This window comes from Streptomyces sp. NPDC002573, from assembly GCF_042889625.1.
Lineage (GTDB): Bacteria > Actinomycetota > Actinomycetes > Streptomycetales > Streptomycetaceae > Streptomyces > Streptomyces gibsoniae.
Map to the genome: position 1 here is coordinate 33474 of NZ_JBIARC010000028.1, position 24704 is coordinate 58177.

Consider the following 24704-nt stretch of genomic DNA (forward strand, 5'->3'; position numbering starts at 1 on the left):
CGGCCCTCGGCGCCCTCCGAGGCCAAGGGGAATAGATCGCTTGTGCCCCCGGTTTTGGGGGATGCGGCCAGTCCTGGCAGACTGGTACGTCGGCCCCGGTTCACGCCTCCGCATCCCGCGGCTGCGACCCGGCGCCCTCCCGAAACCTAGGAGACACCTTGAAGCGCGACATCCACCCCGCGTACGTCGAGACGCAGGTCAGCTGCACCTGTGGCGCGTCGTTCACCACCCGTAGCACCATCGAGTCCGGCACCATCCGGGCCGAGGTCTGCTCCGAGTGCCACCCGTTCTACACGGGCAAGCAGAAGATCCTCGACACCGGTGGCCGTGTGGCCCGCTTCGAGGCCCGCTTCGGCAAGGCTGCCGCTGCCAAGAAGTAGCGAGCCCACAGCGCCGGTCTCCGGTGCTCCTGTGCGCGGGCACGGGGGCGCCGGGACCGGCGCTTTGCGGTGCAGCCCATTCATTGTCGTACGTACGTCCCCCACGCTCACCCGGGCGGGGGACACTCAGGGAGCTGGAGATGTTCGAGGCGGTCGAGGAACTGGTCGGGGAACACGCCGACCTGGAGAAGAAGCTCGCCGATCCGTCGGTCCACACGGATCAGGCGAACGCGCGCAAGCTCAACAAGCGCTACGCCGAGCTGAGCCCGATCGTCGCCACGTACCGCTCCTGGAAGCAGTCCGGTGACGACATAGAGACCGCCCGCGAACTGGCCGCCGACGACCCGGACTTCGCCGCCGAGGTCAAGGACCTGGAGCGGCAGCGCGAGGAGCAGACGGAGAAGCTGCGCCTCCTGCTCGTCCCGCGCGACCCCAGCGACGACAAGGACGTCATCCTGGAGATCAAGGCGGGCGCGGGCGGCGACGAGTCCGCCCTGTTCGCCGGCGATCTGCTGCGCATGTATCTGCGGTACGCCGAGCGCCTCGGCTGGAAGACCGAGATCATCGACTCCACCGAGTCCGAGCTCGGCGGCTACAAGGACGTCCAGGTCGCCGTGAAGGCCCGCGGCCAGCTGGAGCCCGGCCAGGGCGTGTGGGCCCGGCTGAAGTACGAGGGCGGGGTGCACCGCGTGCAGCGCGTGCCCGCGACGGAGTCCCAGGGCCGTATCCACACCTCCGCGGCCGGTGTGCTGGTCACCCCCGAGGCGGAGGAGGTCGACGTCGAGATCAACCCGAACGACCTCCGCATCGACGTCTACCGCTCCTCGGGCCCCGGCGGCCAGTCCGTCAACACGACCGACTCCGCCGTGCGCATCACGCACATCCCGACGGGTGTCGTGGCCTCCTGCCAGAACGAGAAGAGCCAGCTGCAGAACAAGCAGCAGGCGATGCGTATCCTGCGCTCCAGGCTGCTCGCCATGGCGCAGGAGGAGGCGGAGAAGGAGGCCGCCGCGGTCCGGCGCAGCCAGGTCCGCACCGTCGACCGTTCCGAGAAGATCCGTACGTACAACTTCCCGGAGAACCGCATCTCGGACCACCGGGTCGGCTTCAAGGCGTACAACCTGGACCAGGTCTTGGACGGCGAGCTCGACGCGGTGATCCAGGCCTGCGTCGACGCGGACGCGGCCGCCAAGCTCGCGGCCGCGTAAGCCCCCGTACCCGCACAACGCTCAGCCACGGAGGACCAGCGTGAACCTGCTGCTCGCAGAGGTGGCCCAGGCCACCCAGCGGCTGGCCGACGCCGGCGTGCCATCGCCGCGCAATGACGCGGAGGAGCTCGCCGCGTTCGTGCACGGCGTCAAGCGGGGCGAGCTGCACTCCGTCAAGGACGCGGACTTCGACGCCCGCTACTGGGAGGTCATCGCCCGCCGCGAGGCCCGCGAGCCGCTCCAGCACATCACGGGGCGCGCGTACTTCCGCTATCTGGAGCTCCAGGTCGGCCCCGGCGTGTTCGTGCCCCGCCCCGAGACCGAGTCGGTCGTCGGCTGGGCCATAGACGCCGTACGGGCCATGGACGTCGTCGAGCCGCTGATCGTGGACCTGTGCACCGGCTCGGGCGCCATCGCGCTCGCCCTGGCGCAGGAGGTGCCGCGTTCGCGGGTGCACGCCGTGGAGCTGTCCGAGGACGCCCTGGAGTGGACCCGCAAGAACGTCGAGGGGTCCAGGGTCGACCTGCGCCAGGGCGACGCCCGCACGGCCTTCCCCGACCTCGACGGCCAGGTCGACCTCGTCATCTCCAACCCGCCGTACATCCCGCTGACCGAGTGGGAGTACGTCGCTCCCGAGGCCCGGGACTACGACCCGGACCTGGCGCTGTTCTCGGGCGAGGACGGCCTCGACCTCATCCGTGGTCTGGAACGCACCGCGCACCGGCTGCTGCGCCCCGGCGGCGTCGTCGTCATCGAGCACGCCGACACCCAGGGCGGCCAGGTGCCGTGGATCTTCACCGAGGAGCGGGGCTGGGCCGACGCGGCCGACCACCCGGACCTCAACAACCGCCCGCGCTTCGCGACCGCACGCAAGGCACTGCCGTGAGCGCGCCCCAGCATCTCTTCCCTCAGCAGGACGTGTACGAGGAGGCCCTCTAGACATGGCACGGCGATACGACACCAACGACGCGACCGACCGCGCGACGGGTCTGCGCGAGGCCGCGTCCGCCGTCCGCCGTGGCGAACTCGTGGTGCTGCCGACCGACACCGTGTACGGCATCGGCGCCGACGCGTTCTCCTCGGAGGCCGTGAGCGACCTGCTCCAGGCCAAGGGCCGCGGCCGCAACATGCCCACGCCCGTCCTGATCGGCTCCCCGAACACCCTGCACGGCCTTGTCACGGACTTCTCCGAGATGGCCTGGGAGCTGGTCGACGCGTTCTGGCCGGGCGCGCTCACGCTCGTCGCACGGCACCAGCCGTCGCTGCAGTGGGACCTCGGGGACACCCGTGGCACCGTCGCCGTGCGCATGCCCCTGCACCCGGTCGCCATCGAGCTGCTGACGGAGGTCGGCCCGATGGCCGTCTCCTCCGCCAACCTCACCGGCCACCCGGCACCGGAGACGTGTGACGCCGCGCAGGAGATGCTCGGCGACTCGGTCTCCGTGTACCTCGACGGCGGTCCCACGCCCGGCAACGTCCCCTCGTCGATCGTGGACGTCACCGGCAAGGTGCCGGTGCTGCTGCGCCAGGGCGCACTGTCGGCGGAGGAGCTGCGCAAGGTCGTACCCGACCTCGAGGTGGCGAATTGACACCGCCCGACGCGGGGCGTGGCATAGGCAGCGGGGGAGGGACGGGAGGCCTGGCGGAGCCAGGTCTTCCGGATGACACCTTCCGCATCCTCCACGTCAGCACCGGCAACGTGTGCCGCTCGCCGATCACCGAGCGGCTGACCCGGCACTTTCTCGCGGACCGGCTGGGCTGCCCCGCGCCCGGCCTCATCGCGGGCAGCGTCATGGGCGGCCTCATCGTTGAGAGCGCGGGCACCTGGGGCCACGAGGGTGCCCCCATGGAGGCGAACGCGGAGGCGGTCCTCGCGGACTTCGGCGCGGACGCGTCCGGCTTCGTCGGCCGGGAACTCCTGGACGAGCACGTCATCCGGGCCGACCTGGTCCTCACCGCGACCCGTGACCACCGGGCCCAGGTGATCTCCATGGGCCACTCGGCGGGCCTGCGCACCTTCACGCTGAAGGAGTTCACCCGTCTCGTACGGGCGATAGACCCCGCCACGCTGCCTCCGCTGGAGGACGGCATGGTGGACCGCGCCCGCGCCCTGGTGCGGGCCGCCGCGGCCCTGCGCGGCTGGTTGCTGGCGCCGACCGCGGAGGCCGACGAGGTGTTCGACCCGTACGGCGCGCCGCTGACGTTCTTCCGCTCGATCGGGGACGAGATCCACCAGGCCCTGGACCCGGTGGTGACCGCACTGACGGGAGTGCCCGCACGGGCCTGACACGGCGCCCGTGACAGCGTTGGCGGTGCCGTCCGCCGGGTGGCTCGGCGAAACGCGGCGCCCGGGCGCCACAAGGGGCACGGGCCTACATTGGACGTACACCCCGACGCCTGGATCCCCGGAGACCACCATGGCGGTCACCCACACCCTCGAGACCGACGTACTGCGCCGGCAGGATCCCGATATGGCCGAGATCCTCCTCGGGGAACTCGCCCGGCAGTCGACGACGCTGCAGCTCATCGCCGCCGAGAACTTCACCTCCCCGGCAGTGCTCGCCGCCCTCGGCTCCCCGCTCGCCAACAAGTACGCCGAGGGGTACCCGGGGGCCCGGTACCACGGCGGCTGCGAGCTGGTCGACGTCGCCGAGCGCATCGCCGTGGAGCGGGCCAAGGCGCTGTTCCGGGCCGAGCACGCCAATGTGCAGTCGCACTCGGGATCGTCCGCGGTGCTCGCCGCGTACGCTGCCCTGCTCAGGCCCGGCGACACCGTGCTCGCCCTCGGACTGCCGCACGGCGGCCATCTCACCCACGGCTCGCCCGCGAACTTCTCCGGCCGCTGGTTCGACTTCGTCGGCTACGGCGTCGAGGCGGAGTCCGGGCTGATGGACCATGTGCAGGTGCGCACCCTGGCCCGTACGCACCGTCCGAAGGCCATCGTGTGCGGGTCCATCTCCTATCCGCGCCATGTCGACTACGCCTTCTTCCGGGAGGTCGCCGACGAGGTCGGGGCGTATCTGATCGCCGACGCCGCGCATCCGATCGGGCTCGTCGCCGGGGGAGCGGCACCGAGCCCGGTGCCGTTCGCCGACGTCGTCTGCGCCACCACCCACAAGGTGCTGCGCGGCCCGCGCGGCGGCATGCTCCTGTGCGGCAGCGAACTGGCCGAACGGGTGGACCGGGCCGTCTTCCCGTTCACCCAGGGCGGCGCCCAGATGAACAGCATCGCCGCGAAGGCCGTCGCGTTCGGGGAGGCGGCGACCCCGGACTTCGGGGTCTACGCCCACCAGGTGGTGGCCAACGCCCGGATGCTCGCGGCGGCCCTGGCCGCCGAGGGGCTGCATGTGACCACCGGCGGCACCGACACCCATCTGCTGACCGTCGACCCCGCCCCGCTGGGCGTGGAGGGCCACACCGCCCGCGGACTGCTCGCGGCGGCCGGTATGGTCCTCGACACCTGTGCGCTGCCCCACGGCGACGTCCGGGGGCTGCGCCTGGGCACCGCCGCGGTCACCACGCAGGGCATGCGCGAGACGGAGATGGCGCGGATCGCCGCTCTCTTCGGCGCCGTGCTGCGCGAGGAGACGGAGCCCAAGCGGGCGCGTGAAGAAGTGCGGGAGCTCACCGGCGGATTTCCGCCGTATCCCGGCCGTTGAGGGGTACACGCAGCGGAGTACACAGCCACGCGTGCAACCATCGTGGCTACCCGTGAGTCCTCAACCGTATGCACGCGAAGCTAGGCTGTGGGGCTGAGGACGTCCAGCGAGATCTGTGGGGAAGCCCGTGCGTGAATACCTGCTGACGCTCTGCATCACGGCCGCGGTGACGTATCTGCTCACAGGGCCGGTACGTAAGTTCGCGATCGTGGCCGGAGCCATGCCGGAGATCCGGGCCCGGGACGTGCACCGGGAACCGACTCCCCGGCTCGGCGGTATCGCCATGTTCTTCGGGCTGTGCGCGGGTCTGCTGGTCGCCGACCACCTCAAGAACCTCAACGAGGTCTTCGCCAAGTCGAACGAGCCCCGGGCGCTGCTGTCCGGTGCCGCGCTCATCTGGCTGATCGGCGTGCTGGACGACAAGTTCGAGATCGACGCCCTGATCAAGCTGGGCGGCCAGATGATCGCCGCGGGCGTCATGGTCATGCAGGGTCTGACGATCCTGTGGCTGCCCGTGCCGGGCGTCGGCCTGGTCGCGCTCACGCAGTGGCAGGGCACCCTGCTGACGGTGGCGCTGGTCGTCATCACGATCAACGCGGTGAACTTCGTCGATGGCCTCGACGGCCTCGCCGCCGGCATGGTGTGCATCGCGGCCGCCGCGTTCTTCATGTACGCGTACCGCATCTGGTACGGCTACGGCCTGGAGGCGGCCGCCCCCGCGACCCTGTTCGCGGCCGTCCTGATGGGCATGTGCCTGGGCTTCCTGCCGCACAACATGCACCCGGCGCGGATCTTCATGGGCGACTCGGGCTCGATGCTGATCGGGCTGGTGCTCGCGGCCGGTGCGATCTCGGTCACCGGCCAGGTGGACCCGGACGCGATGAACCTCTTCTCCGGTTCCGAGCGGGCGACGGTGCACCAGACGGTCCCGGTCTACATCCCGCTGCTGCTGCCGCTGACGATCATCGCCGTCCCGGTCGCCGACTTCTTCCTGGCGATCGTGCGCCGCACCTGGCGCGGCCAGTCGCCGTTCGCCGCGGACCGGGGCCATCTGCACCACCGGCTGCTGGACATCGGGCACTCGCACAGCCGGGCCGTGCTGATCATGTACTTCTGGGCGGCGATCATCTCCTTCGGCGCCCTGGCCTACTCCGTCAACTCGGCGTCCATGTGGATCGTGCTCGGCATCATGGCGCTGAGCGCGGTGGGCCTGGTGCTGCTCCTGCTGCCGAGGTTCACCCCGCGCGCCCCGCGCTGGGCCGAGGCGTTCGTGCCGCCGCGCTACCGCCGCAGGCGCGGCGCCGTGGCCGGGCCGATGGCGGCCGGGGCCGGCGGGGAGGGTCTGGAGGGCCTGGAGCCGGTGAACGGGGTCGCCGTGGCCGTGGAGACGCGTCGCACGCCCGTCGCCGCAGGAGCCAGGACGGTCAACGGAGCCACCGCGCTGGGCGCCCGGTCGCGTCCGGAGCGGCGCGAAGCCGAGTCGTCACGCTGATACGCAAAGTAAGAATCTGACGAGTGCGTTGCCAACTCGTGGGGGTATATAGCACCCCAATACCAGACAACTGGGTGCTCCGCGCGCACAGACGCGCAGCTCCACTCTCATGTGTGACGGTGGGCACACCCCTTGGTAAAGACCACATCAAATAGTTTGTGATACGGTTCACGAGAAGCCCCGGGATAGAGCCGGAGGGCCCTCCGTGGAGGACCCTCTGCGTGAGGTCCCCACTCGCCCCGGGACTACGCTCGTCCATGACGACACCCTGCCCCCTTCAGTAAGCGGAGTTGCCGCCATGCCGTCCAATGACGCCCGGAACCTTCTGCGGATCGCTGTGCCCACAGCGGCCGTCGGCGTAGTCGCCGTCGCCGTGAGTGGCGTGGTCGCAGGGGGCAAGGGAGCGCTCGGTGCGGCCGTCGGCACGCTGCTCGCCCTCGTCTTCATGGGGGTCGGGCTCTACGTACTGCAGTGGACGGCAAAAACGCTCCCGCAGTTGTTCCAGGCCATGGGGCTGATGCTCTACGTCGCTCAGCTCCTGCTGCTCCTGATCTTCGTGGCTCTCTTCAAGGGCACCTCTCTCTTCGATCCGAAGACGTTCGCGCTCGCACTTGTGATCGCGACGGTCGTGTGGATGGCGGCGCAGGCACGCGCGCATATGAAGGCCAAGATCTTCTACATCGACCCGGACTCCGAGAAGAGCGAGAAGCCCGAGAAGACAGGGTCCACGCCGTGAGGGGTAGGGCCGGGATAAAGACGCGTGAGAGATCCTGCTATCGTCCGGTGCCAACTGCGGCATCGCGGGCGCGGGCATCTGAGCTGACGCCTGCTCAATCGCGAGGCTTGGTGCCCCCCAGCCGCCCCCACATCCGTAACACCAGTCCGGTGCCGATCCGCGGCTGCGCGCCGCGCCGACACAACGAGGTTGCCGTACCCATGCGTCACGCCGAAGGAGCCCGCGGTGAGTGCTGACCAGACCCAGCTCGCCTTTGACTGGAGCTGCCGCATCCTGTCCGACAACGGGTGTGGCTTTCCGGCACCGGGCCTGAACTCCTTCCTCTTCAAGCCCCTGTTCACGGCGGGCGGCTTCGAGTTCAACAAGGTGATGCTGCTCGCGCTGATCACCACCGTGTTGGTCGTCGCGTTCTTCTGGGCGGCCTTCGGCAACGCCAAGGTCGTCCCGGGCAAGCTCCAGATGGTGGCCGAGGCCGGCTACGACTTCGTGCGCCGGGGGATCGTCTACGAGACGCTCGGCAAGCGCGAGGGCGAGAAGTACGTCCCGTTCATGGTCTCGCTGTTCTTCTTCGTCTGGATCATGAACGTCTGGTCGGTGATCCCGCTGGCCCAGTTCCCGGTCTCCTCGGTGATCGCCTTCCCGATGGTGCTCGCCGCGATCGTCTGGATCATGTGGGTCTCGCTGACCTTCAAGCGCCACGGCTTCGTCGGCTTCTTCAAGAACATCACCGGCTACGACAAGTCGCTCGGCGCGGTCCTGCCGCTCGTCATGGTCATCGAGTTCTTCTCGAACCTGCTGGTCCGCCCGTTCACGCACGCGGTGCGACTGTTCGCCAACATGTTCGCCGGTCACCTGATGCTGGTGATGTTCACCGTCGCCTCCTGGTACCTGCTGAACAGCTACATGATCCCGGCCGCCGGCGTCTCCTTCGTGATGACCATCGCCATGATCATCTTCGAACTCTTCATCCAGGCCGTCCAGGCGTACGTCTTCGTGCTCCTTGCCTGCTCCTACATTCAGGGCGCTCTCGCCGAGCAGCACTGAGTCGAACCACCTGCCCGCACACCCCCAGACGTCCGGTGGCCAACCCCCACCGGTCCATGAAAGAGAAGGAAGAACCGGCATGTCCGCTCTTGAGACCCTCGCCGCCACCGCTGGTGTCCACGGCTCCGTCGGCTCGATCGGCTACGGCCTCGCTGCGATCGGCCCCGGCATCGGCGTCGGCATCATCTTCGGCAACGGTACCCAGGCCCTGGCTCGCCAGCCCGAGGCCGCCGGTCTGATCCGCGCCAACCAGATCCTGGGCTTCGCCTTCTGTGAGGCGCTCGCCCTCATCGGCATCGTTATGCCGTTCGTGTTCGGTAAGTAATCACTTCTTACTGACACGAATCGACGAAAGGCACTGATGTGATCGCCAACCTGGTGCAGCTGGCGGCCGCGGAGACCGAGCAGAACCCGCTCGTCCCGGCCGGTCCCGAGCTGCTCATCGGCACCATCGCCTTCGCCATCGTGTTCTTCTTCTTCTGGAAGAAGCTGCTTCCGAACATCAACAAGGTTCTGGAGGAGCGGCGCGCGGCGATCGAAGGCGGTATCGAAGAGGCCGACGCCATGAAGGTCGAGGCCCAGAGCGTGCTCGAGCAGTACAAGGCTCAGCTCGCCGAAGCCCGGCACGAGGCCGCGCGGCTGCGCCAGGAGGCGCAGGAGCAGGGCGCCACGCTCATCGCCGAGATGCGCGCGGAAGGCCAGCGGCAGCGCGAGGAGATCATCGCCGCCGGTCACACGCAGATCGAGGCCGACCGCAAGGCCGCCGCGCAGACGCTGCGGCAGGACGTCGGCACGCTGGCCACCGAGCTGGCGGGCAAGCTGGTCGGCGAGTCCCTCGAGGACCACGCCCGGCAGAGCCGTGTGATCGACCGCTTCCTCGACGGGCTCGACGAGGCCGCTTCGAAGGCTGAGGCCGCGCGATGAACGGAGCGAGCCGCGAGGCCCTGGCTGCCGCACGTGAGCGTCTCGACGCGCTGACGGACGCCACGTCCGTGGACGCGGCGCAGCTCGCCGACGAGCTGGCCGCCGTCACCGCGCTGCTCGACCGCGAGGCCGGTCTGCGCCGGGTCCTCACCGACCCGGCGCGGTCCGCCGAGGCCAAGGCCGAGCTGGTCCAGCGTCTGCTGGGCAGCCAGGTCAGCGGACCGGTCGTGGACCTGCTCGCCGGCATGGCGCGCTCGCGCTGGTCGCAGCCGCGTGACCTGGTCGACGCGCTGGAGGAGCTGGCGAACCTCGCCGACCTCACCGGCGCCGAGAAGGCGGGCGCGCTGGACGACGTCGAGGACGAGCTGTTCCGCTTCGGCCGGATCATCTCCTCCAACACGGAGCTGCGCGCCGCGCTCACGGACCGTGCGGCCGGCATCACGGCCAAGACCGAGCTGCTGCACCGGCTGCTCGGCGGCCGGGCGAACGTGACCACCGAGCGTCTTGTGCAGCGCCTTGTGACCGCGCCGCGGGGACGTAGCCTGGAGACGGGAATCGAGTCCCTGTCCAAGCTGGCGGCCGAGCGCCGCAACCGGATGGTCGCCGTCGTCACCTCGGCGGTCCCGCTGAGCGACACGCAGAAGCAGCGCCTCGGCGCCGCACTGGCCAAGCTCTACGGCCGCCAGATGCACCTCAACCTGGACGTGGACCCCGAGGTCGTCGGCGGGATGCGGGTGCAGGTCGGTGACGAGGTGATCAACGGGTCGGTCGCGGACCGGCTTGAGGACGCCCGCCGTCGCATGGCGAGCTAGCAGCAACTCCATACGCAGTACTACGGCCCGCGTTGGGCCGTGCAGAGGATTCCTGGGGGTCGCCCCCAGACCCCCACAGAAACTTCGGGCCCAACAAGGAGAGCAGGGAACCCAGATGGCGGAGCTCACGATCCGGCCGGAGGAGATCCGGGACGCGCTGGAGAACTTTGTCCAGTCGTACAAGCCGGACGCGGCCTCGCGCGAGGAGGTCGGTACGGTCACCCTTGCCGGCGACGGCATCGCGAAGGTCGAGGGCCTGCCCTCGGCCATGGCCAACGAACTGCTGAAGTTCGAGGACGGCACCCTCGGCCTCGCCCTCAACCTCGAGGAGCGCGAGATCGGTGCCATCGTCCTCGGTGAGTTCAGCGGCATCGAGGAGGGCCAGCCGGTGCACCGCACCGGCGAGGTGCTCTCGGTCGCGGTCGGCGAGGGCTACCTCGGCCGTGTCGTCGACCCGCTCGGCAACCCGATCGACGGCCTCGGCGAGATCGAGACGTCCGGCCGCCGCGCCCTCGAGCTGCAGGCCCCCACGGTCATGCAGCGCAAGTCGGTGCACGAGCCGATGGAGACCGGCTACAAGGCCGTCGACGCGATGACCCCGGTCGGCCGCGGTCAGCGTCAGCTGATCATCGGTGACCGCCAGACCGGCAAGACCGCCCTGGCCGTCGACACGATCATCAACCAGCGTGACAACTGGCGCACCGGCGACCCGAAGAAGCAGGTCCGCTGCATCTACGTCGCCATCGGCCAGAAGGGCTCCACCATCGCGTCCGTGCGCGGTGCCCTGGAGGACGCCGGCGCGCTCGAGTACACGACCATCGTCGCCGCTCCGGCGTCCGACCCGGCCGGCTTCAAGTACCTCGCGCCGTACACCGGTTCGGCCATCGGCCAGCAGTGGATGTACGAGGGCAAGCACGTCCTCATCATCTTCGACGACCTCTCGAAGCAGGCCGACGCCTACCGCGCCGTGTCCCTGCTGCTGCGCCGCCCGCCGGGCCGCGAGGCCTACCCGGGTGACGTCTTCTACCTGCACTCCCGTCTGCTGGAGCGCTGCGCCAAGCTCTCCGACGACATGGGTGCCGGCTCGATGACCGGTCTGCCGATCGTCGAGACCAAGGCCAACGACGTCTCGGCGTTCATCCCGACCAACGTCATCTCCATCACCGACGGCCAGTGCTTCCTGGAGTCCGACCTGTTCAACGCCGGCCAGCGCCCGGCTCTGAACGTCGGTATCTCGGTCTCGCGTGTCGGTGGCTCCGCCCAGCACAAGGCGATGCGCCAGGTCTCCGGCCGTCTGCGCGTGGACCTCGCCCAGTTCCGTGAGCTGGAGGCGTTCGCCGCCTTCGGTTCCGACCTGGACGCCGCGTCGAAGGCGCAGCTGGAGCGCGGTCAGCGCATGGTCGAGCTGCTGAAGCAGGCGCAGTACCAGCCGATGGCCACCGAGGACCAGGTCGTCTCGATCTGGGCCGGCACCAACGGCCGTATGGACGACGTTCCGGTCGTCGACATCCGCCGCTTCGAGCGTGAGCTCCTGGACTTCCTGCACCGGAAGTACCAGGGCCTCATGACCTCCATCAAGGAGGGCGCGAAGATGTCGGACGACACCATCCAGGCGATCGACGACGCCGTCGCCGAGTTCAAGAAGCAGTTCGAGACCTCGGACGGCAAGCTGCTCGGCGAGGACGTTCCTGCCGCTGCCGCCAAGTGACGTAAGGAAGGGACCTGACTCATGGGAGCCCAGCTCCGGGTCTACAAGCGTCGCATCCGATCCGTCAGCGCGACCAAGAAGATCACGAAGGCGATGGAGATGATCGCCGCCTCGCGCGTCGTCAAGGCGCAGCGCAAGGTGGCGGCCTCCACGCCGTACGCGACCGAGCTCACCCGCGCGGTCACGGCGGTGGGTACCGGCTCGAACACCAAGCACCCGCTGACCACGCAGGCCGAGACGGTGACCCGGTCCGCGGTGCTGCTCCTGACGAGCGACCGCGGTCTGGCCGGTGCCTTCAACTCCAACGCGATCAAGGCGGCGGAGCAGCTGACCGAGCGGCTGGAGCGCGAGGGCAAGCAGGTCGACACGTACATCGTCGGCCGTCGCGGTGTCGCCCACTACAACTTCCGTGAGCGCAGGATCGCGGAGTCGTGGACGGGCTTCACGGACGAGCCGACGTACGCGGACGCCAAGAAGGTCGCGGCGCCGCTGATCGAGGCCATCGAGAAGGAGACGGCGGACGGCGGCGTGGACGAACTCCACATCGTCTACACCGAGTTCGTCTCGATGATGACGCAGACGGCGGTCGACGCCCGCCTGCTGCCGCTCAGCCTCGAAGAGGTGGCGGAGGAAGCGCCCAAGGGCGAGATCCTGCCGCTCTACGAGTTCGAGCCGTCGGCGGAGGACGTCCTCGACGCCCTGCTGCCGCGCTATGTGGAGAGCCGTATCTACAACGCGCTGCTCCAGTCGGCTGCTTCGAAGCACGCCGCCACGCGGCGCGCGATGAAGTCGGCCACCGACAACGCCGGGGATCTCATCGAGAACCTCACCCGGCTTGCCAACGCGGCCCGCCAGGCCGAAATCACCCAGGAAATCAGCGAGATCGTCGGTGGCGCGAGCGCCCTGGCCGACGCGACCGCGGGGAGTGACTGAACATGACCACCACTGTTGAGACGGCCACGGCGACGGGCCGCGTCGCGCGGGTCATCGGCCCGGTCGTCGACGTGGAGTTCCCCGTCGACGCGATGCCGGACATGTACAACGCCCTTCATGTCGAGGTGGCCGACCCGGCCAACGCCGGCCAGAAGAAGACGCTGACCCTCGAGGTCGCCCAGCACCTGGGCGACGGCCTGGTCCGCGCGATCTCGATGCAGCCCACCGACGGTCTGGTCCGCCAGGCCACGGTCACCGACACCGGCGACGGCATCACCGTCCCGGTCGGCGACTTCACCAAGGGCAAGGTGTTCAACACCATCGGTGACGTCCTGAACGTGGACGAGAAGTACGAGGGCGAGCGCTGGTCCATCCACCGCAAGGCCCCGAACTTCGACCAGCTCGAGTCCAAGACCGAGATGTTCGAGACCGGCGTCAAGGTCATCGACCTGCTGACCCCGTACGTCAAGGGCGGCAAGATCGGTCTGTTCGGCGGTGCCGGTGTCGGCAAGACGGTGCTCATCCAGGAGATGATCTACCGTGTCGCCAACAACCACGACGGTGTCTCCGTGTTCGCCGGTGTCGGTGAGCGCACCCGTGAGGGCAACGACCTGATCGAGGAGATGTCCGACTCGGGCGTCATCGACAAGACCGCCTTGGTCTTCGGCCAGATGGACGAGCCCCCGGGCACCCGTCTGCGCGTGGCCCTCGCGGGCCTGACGATGGCGGAGTACTTCCGCGACGTCCAGAAGCAGGACGTGCTGTTCTTCATCGACAACATCTTCCGCTTCACGCAGGCCGGCTCCGAGGTCTCCACGCTGCTCGGCCGTATGCCGTCCGCGGTGGGTTACCAGCCGAACCTGGCCGACGAGATGGGTCTCCTCCAGGAGCGCATCACCTCGACCCGCGGTCACTCGATCACCTCGATGCAGGCGATCTACGTCCCCGCCGACGACCTGACCGACCCGGCCCCGGCCACCACCTTCGCCCACCTCGACGCGACGACGGTGCTCTCCCGTCCGATCTCGGAGAAGGGCATCTACCCGGCCGTGGATCCGCTGGACTCCACGTCCCGCATCCTGGACCCGCGCTACATCGCCCAGGACCACTACGACGCCGCCATGCGCGTCAAGACGGTTCTGCAGAAGTACAAGGACCTCCAGGACATCATCGCGATCCTCGGTATCGACGAGCTCGGCGAGGAGGACAAGCTCGTCGTCCACCGTGCCCGTCGCGTGGAGCGCTTCCTGTCCCAGAACACCCACGTCGCCAAGCAGTTCACCGGCGTCGACGGGTCGGACGTCCCGCTGGACGAGTCGATCGCGGCCTTCAACGCGATCATCGACGGCGAGTACGACCACTTCCCGGAGCAGGCGTTCTTCATGTGCGGTGGTATCGACGACCTGAAGAAGAACGCGAAGGAGCTGGGCGTCTCCTGACCCCGCGCTCGTGACAGAGGGGGACGAGACCGACCCGGACCCCGGGCCGCGTCCCGTCCCCCTCCGTACGCCTACTAGAATTCATCCCAACACCCGGCAGTACCGCCGGGTGGTGACCCGAGGAGCCTCTCTTGGCTGCTGAGCTGCACGTCGAGCTGGTCGCCGCCGACCGCCAGGTCTGGTCCGGCGAGGCCACCCTGGTCGTCGCGCGCACCACGTCCGGCGACATCGGCGTCATGCCCGGTCACCAGCCGCTGCTCGGTGTGCTGGAGTCGGGCCCGGTGACCATCCGTACGAGTGATGGTGGAACGGTCGTCGCCGCGGTGCACGGCGGTTTCATCTCGTTCGCGGACAACAAGCTCTCCCTGCTGGCCGAGATCGCCGAGCTGTCGGACGAGATCGACGTTCAGCGCGCGGAGCGGGCCCTGGAGCGGGCGAAGACGGAGGCCGACGCCTCCGCCGAGCGCCGCGCGGAGGTCCGACTGCGTGCGGTGTCGGGGCACTGACACAGCACACTGTGTAAAGACATGACTCAGCCGCGGCTGGGACCGGAGCGATCCGGCCCCAGTCGCGGCTGAGGCGAATCCGGGTGTTTTTTCCGTTCCGTTACCTAGGAGACGAGGAGGTCGGTGTCGATGGTCCTCGCTCTGAGTGCGTGCGGATTGGTCGTGGCACTCGTGCTGGTGGGGCTGTTCGTCTTCGGCCTCAGACGTCGCATCATCCAGCGCTCCGGCGGCACCTTCGACTGCAGCCTGCGATGGAACGTCCCGGAGGAGACCGACACCAGCGGCAAGGGCTGGGGCTACGGCATCGCCCGCTACAACGGTGACCGCGTCGAATGGTTCCGGGTCTTCTCCTATGCGCCGCGCCCGCGCCGGGTCCTGGAGCGCTCGGCGATCGAGGTGGCCGGCCGGCGCGCACCCGAGGGCGAGGAGGAGCTGGCGCTGCTCTCCGACGCGGTGATCCTAGCCTGCCACCACCGGGGCACCCGTCTGGAACTGGCGATGAGCGACGACGCGCTGACCGGGTTCCTGGCGTGGCTGGAAGCCGCGCCTCCCGGCCAACGAGTGAACGTGGCGTAACCGCGTTCACTCGTTGGGTGGGCTCCCCCGGACGAAGCCGGGGGAGCGTCAGTGGCCTGAATCCTTCGAAAAGGGTTACGACAGGCCGTTGCTCAGGGCGCTCACCAGCTCACCGTTGCTGGTGTCACCGCTGAACTCCCAGAAGAAGGCGCCGCCCAGGCCCTGGGACTTGGCCCAGGCCATCTTGGAGCCGATGGTGGCCGGGGTGTCGTAGGACCACCAGTTGCTGCCGCAGTGGGCGTACGCCGTGCCCGCGACGGTGCCGGTGGCGGGGCAGGACGTCTTGAGGACCTTGTAGTCCTCGATGCCCTGCTCATAGGTGCCGGCCGCCGGGCCCGTGGCCGTGCCGCCCGGGGCGTCCTGGGTGACGCCGGTCCAGCCGCGGCCGTAGAAGCCGATGCCGACCAGTAGCTTGCTCGCGGGCACACCGGCCGCCTTGTACTTGGCGATGGCGTCGGCCGTGGTGAACCCGGCGTGCGGGATGCCGCTGTACGAGGTGAGCGGGGAGTGCGGGGCCGTGGGGCCCTGCGCGTCCCAGGCGCCGAAGAAGTCGTACGTCATCACGTTGTACCAGTTGATGTACTGCGAGGCCCCGGCGTAGTCGGCCGCCTCGATCTTGCCGCCGGCGGAGCCGTCGGCGGTGACCGCCGCGGTGACCAGGGCGGAGGAGCCGAACTTGGCGCGCAGCGCGGCCATCACGTTCTTGAAGGCCGCGGCCCCGCTGGTGTCACAGGACAGACCGCAGGCGTTCGGGTACTCCCAGTCGATGTCGATGCCGTCGAAGACATCGGCCCAGCGCGGGTCGTGCACCAGGTCGTAGCAGGACTGGGCGAAGCCCGCCGGGTCCTTGGCGGCGTCCGCGAAGCCGCCGGACCAGGTCCAGCCGCCGAAGGACCACAGCACCTTGAGGTTCGGGTACTTCGCCTTCAGCTCGCGCAGCTGGTTGAAGTTGCCGCGCAGGGGCTGGTCCCAGGTGTCGGCGAGACCGCTGACGGACTGGTCGGCGGTGAACGCCTTGTCGTAGTCGGCGTAGGAGTCGCCGATCGCGCACTTGCCGCCGGTGACATTGCCGAAGGCGTAGTTGATGTGGGTGATCTTCGCGGCGGAACCGGACGTCACCAGGTTCTTGACGTTGTAGTTGCGGCCGTAGATGCCCCACTCGGTGAAGTAGCCGAGCTTGACCGCGGAGCCCGTCGGGGGCGGGTTGGTGCCGCCGCCGGTGGTGTGCACGGAGACCGCGCCGCTGACCGGTCCGGTCTGGTCGGCGGTGTCCCGGGCCTGGACGGTGTACGCGTAGTCGGTGCCGGCGGTCAGACCGGTGTCCGTGTACGAGGTCGTCGTCACGGTGGCGACCTTGGTGCCGTCGCGCAGCACGTCGTAGTTCTTGACGCCCTTGTCGTCCGTGGCCGCCGCCCACGACAGCTTCACGGAGGTGTCGGTCACGCCGGACGCGGTGGGGGTGCCCGGTGCGGAGGGCGGGTTGTCGCCGGGGAGGGTGCCGCCGTCACAACTTCCGCCGTTCAGCTTGCAGTTGGCGGGGGCGCCGGGACCCGCGCCGTTGAAGCCGAAGGAGACGGAGGCGCCCGGGGCGAGGGTGCCGTTGTAGGACTTGTTCTTGGCGGTCCAGTGGGTGCCGGAGCTGGTGACGTCCGCGTCCCAGGCGGAGGTCACGGACGTACCGGAGGGAAAGTCCCACTCGATGGTCCATGCGCTGATCGTGCTGGTCCCGGTGTTCTTGACGGTCCACTTGCCCTCGAAGCCGGTGCCCCAGTCCTGGGTCTTGGCGTAGGTGGCGGTGGCCGACGCGGCGTCCGCCGCGGCCGGGGCGGGGCTTGCGAGGCCGACCAGTCCGGCCAGCGGGAGCAACAGGGTTGCGAACCCTGCCGCGGCTCGGTGTCTGAAGCGCATCCGCGCCTCCTTATGTCGATGTGCGCCAGGGGCGCCACAGCGGGAGTCGTGGGCATGACTGAGCCTCCAGCCCACGGTGCGGCGAGAATAGAAAGGTCTGGACCATAGGTCAATAGGTCTGGACCAGTGCCCCAGGTGGAGTGCTAGATCCCCAACTCCTGGGCGAGGACGGCCGCTTGGACCCGGCTGCGCAACCGGAGCTTGTGCAGGAGACGGCTCACATGGGTCTTCACGGTGGCCTCCGCCATGTCGAGCCGCGTGGCGATCTCCGCGTTGGACAGCCCCTCGCCCAGACACGACAGCACCTCCCGCTCGCGGCGGGTGAGCGTGTCCAGCACGGCCGCGTCGGCCCGCGGTTCCCGGACCGGCCCCGCGGCGAACTCCGCGATCAGCCGCCGGGTCACGGCCGGCGCGATCAGCCCCTCCCCGCGTGCCACCGTGCGGACCGCCTCCACCAGATCCGCGGCCTCCGCGTTCTTCAGCAGGAACCCGGCGGCCCCGGCCCGCAGCGCCCCGAACACATACGCGTCGAGGTCGAAGGTGGTCAGCACCAGGACGTCGGCGAGCCCCTCACCGACCACCTGCCGGGTCGCCGACACCCCGTCCAGGCGCGGCATCTGCACATCCATCAGCACCAGATCCGGCCGCAGCTCCCGGGCGAGCGCCACCGCCTCCTCGCCGTCCGCCGCCTCCCCGACCACCTCGATGCCGGGGGCGGCGCGCAGGATCAGCACCAGCCCGGCGCGCACGGCGGACTGGTCCTCGGCGACGAGCACACGGATCACGAGGGGTCTCCTTGGGTGAGGGGCAGGACGGCGCGCACGGACCACCGCGCCCCGTCCGGACCGGCGTCGAACGTACCGCCGAGCAGCGTGGCCCGCTCCCGCATCCCGACCAGCCCGGAGCCGGAGCCCGGGGCGCGCGGCCCGTCCGGGCGGCCGTAGGGACTGGTCACCCGGACGGCGAGGGCGTCGTCGTCCTGGGTGAGGCACACCGTGACACGGCCAGGTCCGGCGTGCTTGAGGGCGTTGGTCAGCGACTCCTGCACGATCCGGTACGCGGCCAGCTCCACCGGCGCGGGCACCTGACCGCACCGCGCGTCGAGCGTGACGTCGAGCCCGTTCGTGCGCGCGCTCTCCACCATGGCGCCGACGCCGTCGAGGGTGGGGGTCGCGGCCGGTGCCCTCTCGTCCGCGCGCAGGATGCCGATCAGCTGCCGCATCTCGGCGAGCCCCGCCACGCTGTTCTCCCGAATGACGCCGAGCGCCTCCCGGGAGGTCTCCGGGTCGTCGAGGGAGAGCGCCGCCGTGGAGTGGATGGCGATCGCCGAGAGGTGGTTGGCGACCATGTCGTGCAACTCCCGGGCCACCCGCGCCCGTTCGTCGACGACCGCTTGGGCCCGGTCCATCTCGGCGAGCAGCGCTGTCTGTTCGGCGCGCAGCCGGGCGGCCTCGGCGGCGTCGCGGTGGTCGCGCACCACCCAGCCGGTGGCGGCGGGCGCGAGGGTGACCACCCCGACCCCGACGCCGATCAGCAGCCCCCGCGGGTCGCGCCACAGGGCCAGCGGCAGGACCCCGCCGATCACCGTGAGCAGCCCGGTGATCCAGGGCAGCCGCCGGGCGGAGGCCGGGGTGCCGTAGAGGACGGCCGCGTACATCAGATCCGTGAACATCACGACGGTGGCCACGTTCCCCCGGGTCACCGTGTCGGCGCACACCGCGGCCGTGCCGATCAGCAGGGCGGCCTTCGGGCGGGTGCGGCGCAGCAGTTCGCAGCCGGCCGTGACGACGAGCGGCACCAGCAGCACCCACCACGCCGGCCACAGCACCACCGGGTCGGAGAGCACGCGGGGGCTGAGCCCGAGCCCCCACAGCAGCAGTCCGCCGGACAGCCCGCCCACCGCGATCCGCACATCGTCACGGTGGGGGTGGGGGAGTCGAGGGGCCATGCCTCCATCCAACAGGGCACCCGGACCGTCCGCGTGCGTCCCCGGGAGGGTCCTCGACTGCATCTTTCGATGTACTCGCACTTCGTCACCGCCGACGACGCCCCGGCCGCGGGCCGCAGGGAGCCTGGAGGGAACGGGACGAGAGGAGCGAACCGTGATCGTCGGGTTGATCGTGGCGTGCGAGGCCGGGTTCTGGGTGCTGCTGGCGGCCGGTCTGGCCGTCCGCTATCTGCTCAGGTGGCGCCGTACGAGCGTGGCGTTGCTGCTGGGTGAACCGCTGCTGGAGGTCGTGCTGTTCGTGGCGACGGCCGTCGACCTGAAGAACGGCGCCGCGCCCGGGTGGGAGCACGGCCTCGCGGCGCTGTACATCGGCTTCACCGTGGCCTACGGCCATCACACGATCCGCCTGCTGGACGGCCATGCCGCACACCGCCTGGCCGGTGCCCCGCGCCCGCCGAAACCGCCCCGCCACGGGATGCCGCGCGCCCGGCACGAGGGCCGGCTGTGGCTGCGCACCCTGCTGGCCGCGGCCGTGGCAGCCGCCCTGCTCCAGGCGGCGGTCTGGTACGTGGGCGACCCGGACGCCGTCGGGCCGCTGAGGTCCTGGCAGTGGACGGCGCTGCGGATCACCGTGATCCACGGGCTGATCGCCCTGACGTATCTGCTCTGGCCGAAGAAGGCGCCGGCCGCCGCTGCCACCCGTTCGAAGGAGGGTCGTACCCTGTCCGGACGATGAGGAGGGGCGCATGAGCCATCCGGCACGCCTTGGGGGCGTCCTGGTCGTGGACGACGACGCGGCCATCCGGCGTTCGCTGGAACGCGGGCTGCGGCTGAGCGGCTTCGCGGTGCGCACCGCCGGCAGTGGGGCGGAGGCGCTCGCCGCCATCGGCGACGCCCCGCCGGACGTACTCGTCCTCGATGTGTCGATGCCCGGCATGAGCGGCATCGAGGTGTGCACCCGGCTCCGCGGCGAGGGCCAGGACCTGCCCGTCCTCATGCTCTCCGCGCTCGACGAGACCGCCGACCGTATCGCCGGACTCCAGGCGGGCGGCGACGACTACCTGGTCAAGCCGTTCGCCCTCCAGGAACTCGTGCTCCGGCTGCACGCGCTGCTGCGCCGCCGGCCGCCGGCCGGCCGTGAGCTGCTGCGGGTCGCGGACCTGGAGATCGATCCGGCGGCGCGCACCGCCGAACGGGCCGGCCGGCCGCTGGAGCTGACCCGGCGCGAGTTCGAGCTCCTGGAGGTGCTCGCCCGCAACGCCGGCCTCGTCCTCACCCGGGACCAGCTCCTGGACCGGGTGTGGGGCTACGACTTCGAGGTGCGCACCGACGCCGTCGACACCTTCGTCAGCTATCTGCGGCGCAAGCTGGAGGCGGACGGCGGCACCCGGCTCGTGCACACCGTGCGGGGAGTGGGCTTCGTCCTGCGGGGGGAGCCGTCATGAGACTGTCCACCCGCATCGGACTGGCCGTGGGGCTCACCGTCCCGCTGCTCGTGCTCGCCTCCGGCTGGCTGCTGCTGCGCCTGGTCGCCCAGGACCTGCGCCACGAGGAGGACGAGCATCTGCGCCAGCGGGCCGCCGCCGTGGCCCCGGACGCGCGCTCCCTGCTCCGGGCGGCCGCCGCCGACCGGCCCCGCGCGGCCGACACCAGGGAACGGCAGCTGTACAGCGCCGCGCTCGACGTCGGCGTCCGGGTCGTCGGACCCACGGCGACCTTCAGCGGCGGACCCCAGCCCGATGCCTCGGTCGCCCTGCCCGCGCGGTCGGTCGGACCGGTCACCGTGCGGGACGCCGGGCACAGCTGGCGGGCCCTGGCCGTGCCGATCCGGGGCCCCCGCGCCACCGGCACCCTCTGGGTGTTCCGGCCCGACACCGCCGACCGCACCCAACTCCGGCTCGTGCGGCGCCGGGTGGTCCTGACCGCCCTGCTCGCCGCCCCGCTCTCCGGCCTGCTTGCCTGGGGCGTCGCCACCGGTGCCACCGGCCCGCTGCGCCGCCTCGGCCGTCGCGCCGCGGGTCTCGACCCGCGGACCAGCGCCGCCCGGCTGGACGACGAGCGAACCAGAGTGCGGGAGGTCGACGACCTCGCGGCCACCCTGCGGACGGTCCTCGCCCGCTACGACGAACAGGCCGCCCGCACCGCCGAGGCCCTGGAGACGGCCCGCTCCTTCTCCGCCGCCGCCTCGCACGAACTGCGCACCCCGCTCATGAGCATGGGCACCAACCTGGACATCCTCACCGACCATCCCGCCCTGCCCGAGCCGGACCGCACGGAGGTCCTCGCCGATCTGCGCAGCGAGCACGCCCGCCTGCTCGGCCTGCTGATGATGCTGCGTGAGCTGGGGCGCGGCGATCTGGTGGAGGCGGAGGCCTTCGGGACCGTGGACGTGGCGGAGGCCGCGGACGCGGCGGTCGCCGATGCCCGGCGCCGCGCTCCGCAGGCCCGGATCACACTGCGGGCCGAGCCGGGGCTCACCGTGTCCGGCTGGGAACCCGGACTGCGGCTGCTGCTGGACAATCTGCTCGTCAACGCGCTGGCGCACGGACGGGATCCGCAGGGGCGGGCGACCGTGGCGGTCGGGGTGGCCGGAAACGGCTCCGAGGCCGTGATCACGGTGGACGACCACGGGCCCGGCGTTCCGCCCGAGGCCCGCGAGTGGATCTTCGAACGGTTCCGGCGGGGACCGGACAGCTCGGGCTCCGGTCTCGGTCTGACCCTGGTCGCCCAGCAGACGGCCCTGCACCGGGGGAGTGTCGCGGTCATGGACGGGCCGGACGGTGCCGGGGCCCGGTTCGAGATACGGCTGCCGAGGACGGGCGGGGCCCTGCCGGATCGACGGGACTGGCTGATCGGAACAGCCGGGGCAAACCGGTCACAGAGTTCCCACAAAGACGCTTCCTAGCCTCCGTTGCGACGGACGGACGACAGGCCCGTCCGGGAACGGAGGCGACGATGAACGTACGACGACGGCAGCGCACCCTGCTCGCGGGGCTCGCCACGGCCGCACTGCTGGTGAGCGGGACCGGGGCGGCGGTGGCCGCCACCTCGGCCGCTTCCGCACCGACCGCTCCCGCGCCGACCGGTGACGGGGCGCAGGCGCTGTGCAAGCGGCTGCCGAAGATCGACCGGCGGATCGAGCGGGCGCTCAAGCGGCTCGACGGGGGCGTGGGCGTCCGGGGGTCGGTCGCGCGGCTCCAGCAGCGTGTGGACAACGCGAACAAGGCGGGCCACGCCGAGATCGCCACCTATCTCCAGCACCGGCTGGACTTCCGCAAGTCCCTGGTACCGACGCTGGAGCAGCGGCAGAAGGATCTCGCGGGGGTCAAGAGCTGGTGCTCGGCCCACGGGAACGGAAAGGCGGCGAGCTGATGCGGGGACGGCGGACGCTGTGGATCGCGGCCCCCGCGGTGGTCCTGCTCGTGGGCCTCACCGCGGGCTGCGCACAGGACCACGGCTCGGCCGCCCCGCCCGCCCCGTCGGCCACGCCCTCCGGTACCGCGGACCCGGGGCAGGGCACGGTGCAGGACATGCAGAAGAAGGTGGACGCCGCCCAGTCGGCGCTCACGGCGGCGGACCGGGACGCCGCACAGGCCGACGGCGACCGCTGAGCCCGGGCAGAGGATGCGCCGGCCGGTGCGCGCCCGACGGGGATGCGCCGGCCGGTGCGCGCCCGCACCTGGTTCAGAGCGCCGGTCAGCGCTCCCCGCCCGGGACCCACAGCACGTCCCCGGTCTCCTTGTTGGCGTAGCGGGCCAGAATGAACAGCAGGTCCGACAGCCGGTTGAGATAGGTCGCGGTGAGCGGGTTCATCACCTCGGCGTGGACCTCCAGCGCGGCCCAGGTGGACCGCTCGGCCCGCCGTACGACCGTGCAGGCCTGGTGCAGCAGGGCCGCGCCCGGGGTGCCGCCGGGCAGGATGAACGAGCGCAGCTTCTCCAGCTCGGCGAGGAAGCGGTCGCAGTCCGACTCCAGCCGGTCGACATAGAACTGTTCGACCCTCAGGGGCGGGAACTCCGGGTTCTCCGTGACCGGTGTCGACAGGTCCGCGCCGACGTCGAACAGGTCGTTCTGGACCCGGGTGAGGACCTTGACGACCTCCGCGGCCAGGCCGCCCAGCGCGATCGCGGTGCCGATGACCGCGTTCGCCTCGTTGGCGTCCGCGTAGGCGGCGATGCGCAGATCGGTCTTCGGCACCCGGCTCATGTCCCCGAGATGGGTGGTGCCCTTGTCGCCGGTCCGCGTGTAGATGCGCGTCAGATTGACCATGCGACCAGCGTAGTGAGACCCCGGCCGGGCGGAACACCCGTGTGCCCGTCGTCACCGCCGGTCGGAACATCCGGCGCACCGCTCGGCGACCCCCGCCAGGGGGCGCGCGGATGCTCCCGTACGCCGTCCGGCGGCGGAATGATTCGTGCCGGTGTGAAGTCCGTCATGTGAGACGTGACGCGCGTTACTAACCGGTCACACAGCGCCTTCAGGACGCTAGGGTCCGGCCGAGAGCCTTACACGGACAGCGCGTCAGGGGAGTCGCACAGTGGCAGGAAAGCTTGCCGTCATCGGAGCCGGACTCATGGGATCCGGCATTGCCCAGGTATCGGCCCAGGCCGGCTGGGACGTCGTCCTGCGTGACGTCACGGACGAGGCACTGACGCGCGGCACGGACGCCATCAAGGCCTCCTACGACAAGTTCGTGAGCAAGGGCAAGCTGGAGGCGCACGACGCGCACGCGGCGCTCGCCCGCATCACGGCGACCACCGACCTGGACGCCGCCGCCGACGCGGACATCGTCGTCGAGGCCGTCTTCGAGAAGCTCGAGGTCAAGCACGAGATCTTCCGGACGCTCGACAAGGTCGTGCGCGAGGACGCGGTGCTGGCGTCCAACACCTCCGCCATCCCGATCACCAAGATCGCGGCTGCCACCGAGCACCCGGAGCGGGTCGTCGGTGTGCACTTCTTCTCCCCGGTGCCGATGATGCAGCTCGTCGAGCTGGTCCGCGGCTACAAGACCAGCGACGAGACCCTGGCCACCGCGCGCGGGTTCGCCGAGTCCGTCGGCAAGACCTGCATCGTCGTCAACCGCGACGTCGCGGGCTTTGTGACGACCCGTCTCATCTCGGCGCTGGTCGTCGAGGCCACCAAGCTGTACGAGTCGGGCGTGGCCACCGCCGAGGACATCGACCTCGCCTGCAAGCTGGGCTTCGGGCACGCCATGGGACCGCTGGCCACGGCCGACCTGACGGGCGTCGACATCCTGCTGCACGCCACGAGCAACATCTACACCGAGTCCCAGGACGAGAAGTTCGCTCCGCCGGAGCTGATGCGCCGGATGGTTGACGCCGGTGACTTCGGGCGCAAGACCGGGCAGGGCTTCTACACGTACTGAATCCGCACGTACTCCTGAGGTATCACCTCATCGAGTGAATTCGGT

27 protein-coding genes are annotated in these 24704 nt (G+C 70.2%); 23 read left to right on the forward strand and 4 right to left on the reverse strand.

Annotated features, from left to right (window positions below):
- Positions 1 to 158 precede the first annotated feature (158 nt).
- The 17 genes from rpmE (at position 159) to ACFYX0_RS25220 (ending at position 15417) form a co-directional block, all read left to right on the forward strand.
- The gene (rpmE, locus tag ACFYX0_RS25140; protein WP_103838593.1) at positions 159 to 380 is read left to right on the forward strand and encodes a 50S ribosomal protein L31; all 222 of its coding nucleotides are present in this window, start codon (positions 159 to 161) and stop codon (positions 378 to 380) included.
- A 140-nt stretch (positions 381 to 520) separates the two neighbouring features.
- Positions 521 to 1588, forward strand: a complete 1068-nt coding sequence (gene prfA, locus ACFYX0_RS25145; RefSeq protein WP_355915553.1) for a peptide chain release factor 1 — start codon at positions 521 to 523, stop codon at positions 1586 to 1588.
- A gap of 40 nt (positions 1589 to 1628) precedes the next feature.
- Positions 1629 to 2474, forward strand: coding sequence for a peptide chain release factor N(5)-glutamine methyltransferase (prmC, locus tag ACFYX0_RS25150; RefSeq protein WP_311697358.1), 846 nt, complete (start codon positions 1629 to 1631; stop codon positions 2472 to 2474).
- Between the two features lie 55 nt (positions 2475 to 2529).
- The gene (locus ACFYX0_RS25155; RefSeq protein WP_311697357.1) at positions 2530 to 3177 is read left to right on the forward strand and encodes an L-threonylcarbamoyladenylate synthase; all 648 of its coding nucleotides are present in this window, start codon (positions 2530 to 2532) and stop codon (positions 3175 to 3177) included.
- Complete coding sequence (locus ACFYX0_RS25160) at positions 3174 to 3875, forward strand: protein-tyrosine-phosphatase (protein WP_311697356.1); 702 nt, start codon at positions 3174 to 3176, stop codon at positions 3873 to 3875. Before ACFYX0_RS25155 ends, ACFYX0_RS25160 begins: the two co-directional genes overlap by 4 nt.
- 130 nt (positions 3876 to 4005) lie before the next feature.
- The gene (gene glyA / locus ACFYX0_RS25165) at positions 4006 to 5247 is read left to right on the forward strand and encodes a serine hydroxymethyltransferase (RefSeq protein ID WP_388973296.1); all 1242 of its coding nucleotides are present in this window, start codon (positions 4006 to 4008) and stop codon (positions 5245 to 5247) included.
- A 127-nt stretch (positions 5248 to 5374) separates the two neighbouring features.
- Positions 5375 to 6739 carry an MraY family glycosyltransferase gene (locus tag ACFYX0_RS25170; protein WP_388973298.1) on the forward strand — a complete coding sequence of 455 codons (1365 nt, stop codon included), beginning with the start codon at positions 5375 to 5377 and terminating at the stop codon, positions 6737 to 6739.
- Between the two features lie 298 nt (positions 6740 to 7037).
- Positions 7038 to 7475: a hypothetical protein gene (locus ACFYX0_RS25175; protein ID WP_355915565.1), complete on the forward strand. Its 438-nt coding sequence runs from the start codon at positions 7038 to 7040 to the stop codon at positions 7473 to 7475.
- 273 nt (positions 7476 to 7748) lie between these two features.
- Positions 7749 to 8519, forward strand: coding sequence for a F0F1 ATP synthase subunit A (atpB, locus tag ACFYX0_RS25180; protein WP_355915706.1), 771 nt, complete (start codon positions 7749 to 7751; stop codon positions 8517 to 8519).
- 79 nt (positions 8520 to 8598) lie between these two features.
- A complete protein-coding gene (atpE, locus tag ACFYX0_RS25185) occupies positions 8599 to 8844 on the forward strand; it encodes an ATP synthase F0 subunit C (protein ID WP_059130009.1) in 246 nt (81 codons plus the stop codon).
- A gap of 38 nt (positions 8845 to 8882) precedes the next feature.
- Entirely contained in the window at positions 8883 to 9443 is a 561-nt protein-coding gene (locus ACFYX0_RS25190; protein ID WP_355915568.1) for a F0F1 ATP synthase subunit B, read from the forward strand.
- Entirely contained in the window at positions 9440 to 10255 is an 816-nt protein-coding gene (locus tag ACFYX0_RS25195) for a F0F1 ATP synthase subunit delta (protein WP_311697350.1), read from the forward strand. Before ACFYX0_RS25190 ends, ACFYX0_RS25195 begins: the two co-directional genes overlap by 4 nt.
- Before the next feature lie 115 nt (positions 10256 to 10370).
- Complete coding sequence (gene atpA, locus ACFYX0_RS25200) at positions 10371 to 11963, forward strand: F0F1 ATP synthase subunit alpha (RefSeq protein ID WP_355915571.1); 1593 nt, start codon at positions 10371 to 10373, stop codon at positions 11961 to 11963.
- Positions 11964 to 11984: 21 nt separating this feature from the next.
- Positions 11985 to 12896: a F0F1 ATP synthase subunit gamma gene (locus ACFYX0_RS25205; RefSeq protein ID WP_388973299.1), complete on the forward strand. Its 912-nt coding sequence runs from the start codon at positions 11985 to 11987 to the stop codon at positions 12894 to 12896.
- A gap of 2 nt (positions 12897 to 12898) precedes the next feature.
- Positions 12899 to 14335, forward strand: a complete 1437-nt coding sequence (atpD, locus tag ACFYX0_RS25210) for a F0F1 ATP synthase subunit beta (protein WP_355915577.1) — start codon at positions 12899 to 12901, stop codon at positions 14333 to 14335.
- A gap of 131 nt (positions 14336 to 14466) precedes the next feature.
- Positions 14467 to 14841, forward strand: coding sequence for a F0F1 ATP synthase subunit epsilon (locus tag ACFYX0_RS25215; protein ID WP_311697346.1), 375 nt, complete (start codon positions 14467 to 14469; stop codon positions 14839 to 14841).
- Between the two features lie 129 nt (positions 14842 to 14970).
- Entirely contained in the window at positions 14971 to 15417 is a 447-nt protein-coding gene (locus ACFYX0_RS25220) for a DUF2550 domain-containing protein (RefSeq protein WP_311697345.1), read from the forward strand.
- Positions 15418 to 15492: 75 nt separating this feature from the next.
- Here the strand turns inward: ACFYX0_RS25220 and ACFYX0_RS25225 are convergent, their stop codons facing one another.
- From ACFYX0_RS25225 to ACFYX0_RS25235, 3 genes are all read right to left on the reverse strand, one after another.
- The gene (locus ACFYX0_RS25225) at positions 15493 to 17325 is read right to left on the reverse strand and encodes a glycosyl hydrolase family 18 protein (RefSeq protein ID WP_388973301.1); all 1833 of its coding nucleotides are present in this window, start codon (positions 17323 to 17325) and stop codon (positions 15493 to 15495) included.
- Positions 17326 to 17468: 143 nt separating this feature from the next.
- Entirely contained in the window at positions 17469 to 18110 is a 642-nt protein-coding gene (locus tag ACFYX0_RS25230; RefSeq protein WP_355915584.1) for a response regulator transcription factor, read from the reverse strand.
- Entirely contained in the window at positions 18107 to 19273 is a 1167-nt protein-coding gene (locus tag ACFYX0_RS25235; RefSeq protein WP_388973303.1) for a sensor histidine kinase, read from the reverse strand. The genes ACFYX0_RS25230 and ACFYX0_RS25235 overlap by 4 nt, the downstream gene beginning before the upstream one ends.
- A gap of 154 nt (positions 19274 to 19427) precedes the next feature.
- Here ACFYX0_RS25235 and ACFYX0_RS25240 point away from each other — a divergent pair, with 154 nt between their 5' ends.
- Genes ACFYX0_RS25240 through ACFYX0_RS25260 form a run of 5 tightly spaced genes read left to right on the forward strand, consistent with a single transcriptional unit; the run spans position 19428 to position 22884 of the window.
- Positions 19428 to 20009, forward strand: a complete 582-nt coding sequence (locus ACFYX0_RS25240) for a hypothetical protein (RefSeq protein ID WP_388973305.1) — start codon at positions 19428 to 19430, stop codon at positions 20007 to 20009.
- Positions 20010 to 20019: 10 nt separating this feature from the next.
- The gene (locus tag ACFYX0_RS25245) at positions 20020 to 20718 is read left to right on the forward strand and encodes a response regulator transcription factor (RefSeq protein ID WP_355915592.1); all 699 of its coding nucleotides are present in this window, start codon (positions 20020 to 20022) and stop codon (positions 20716 to 20718) included.
- Positions 20715 to 22178: a sensor histidine kinase gene (locus tag ACFYX0_RS25250; protein ID WP_388973307.1), complete on the forward strand. Its 1464-nt coding sequence runs from the start codon at positions 20715 to 20717 to the stop codon at positions 22176 to 22178. The genes ACFYX0_RS25245 and ACFYX0_RS25250 overlap by 4 nt, the downstream gene beginning before the upstream one ends.
- Before the next feature lie 50 nt (positions 22179 to 22228).
- A complete protein-coding gene (locus ACFYX0_RS25255) occupies positions 22229 to 22645 on the forward strand; it encodes a hypothetical protein (protein ID WP_355915598.1) in 417 nt (138 codons plus the stop codon).
- The gene (locus tag ACFYX0_RS25260; protein WP_388973309.1) at positions 22645 to 22884 is read left to right on the forward strand and encodes a hypothetical protein; all 240 of its coding nucleotides are present in this window, start codon (positions 22645 to 22647) and stop codon (positions 22882 to 22884) included. The genes ACFYX0_RS25255 and ACFYX0_RS25260 overlap by 1 nt, the downstream gene beginning before the upstream one ends.
- An 85-nt stretch (positions 22885 to 22969) precedes the next feature.
- On the opposite strand, the gene ACFYX0_RS25265 is transcribed toward ACFYX0_RS25260, so the two are convergent.
- Positions 22970 to 23542 (reverse strand): cob(I)yrinic acid a,c-diamide adenosyltransferase, encoded by a 573-nt coding sequence (locus tag ACFYX0_RS25265; RefSeq protein ID WP_311697336.1) that lies wholly within the window; start codon positions 23540 to 23542, stop codon positions 22970 to 22972.
- Between the two features lie 268 nt (positions 23543 to 23810).
- On the opposite strand from ACFYX0_RS25265, the gene ACFYX0_RS25270 reads away from it, so the two are divergent.
- Entirely contained in the window at positions 23811 to 24659 is an 849-nt protein-coding gene (locus tag ACFYX0_RS25270) for a 3-hydroxyacyl-CoA dehydrogenase family protein (protein WP_388973311.1), read from the forward strand.
- Positions 24660 to 24704: the final 45 nt, after the last annotated feature.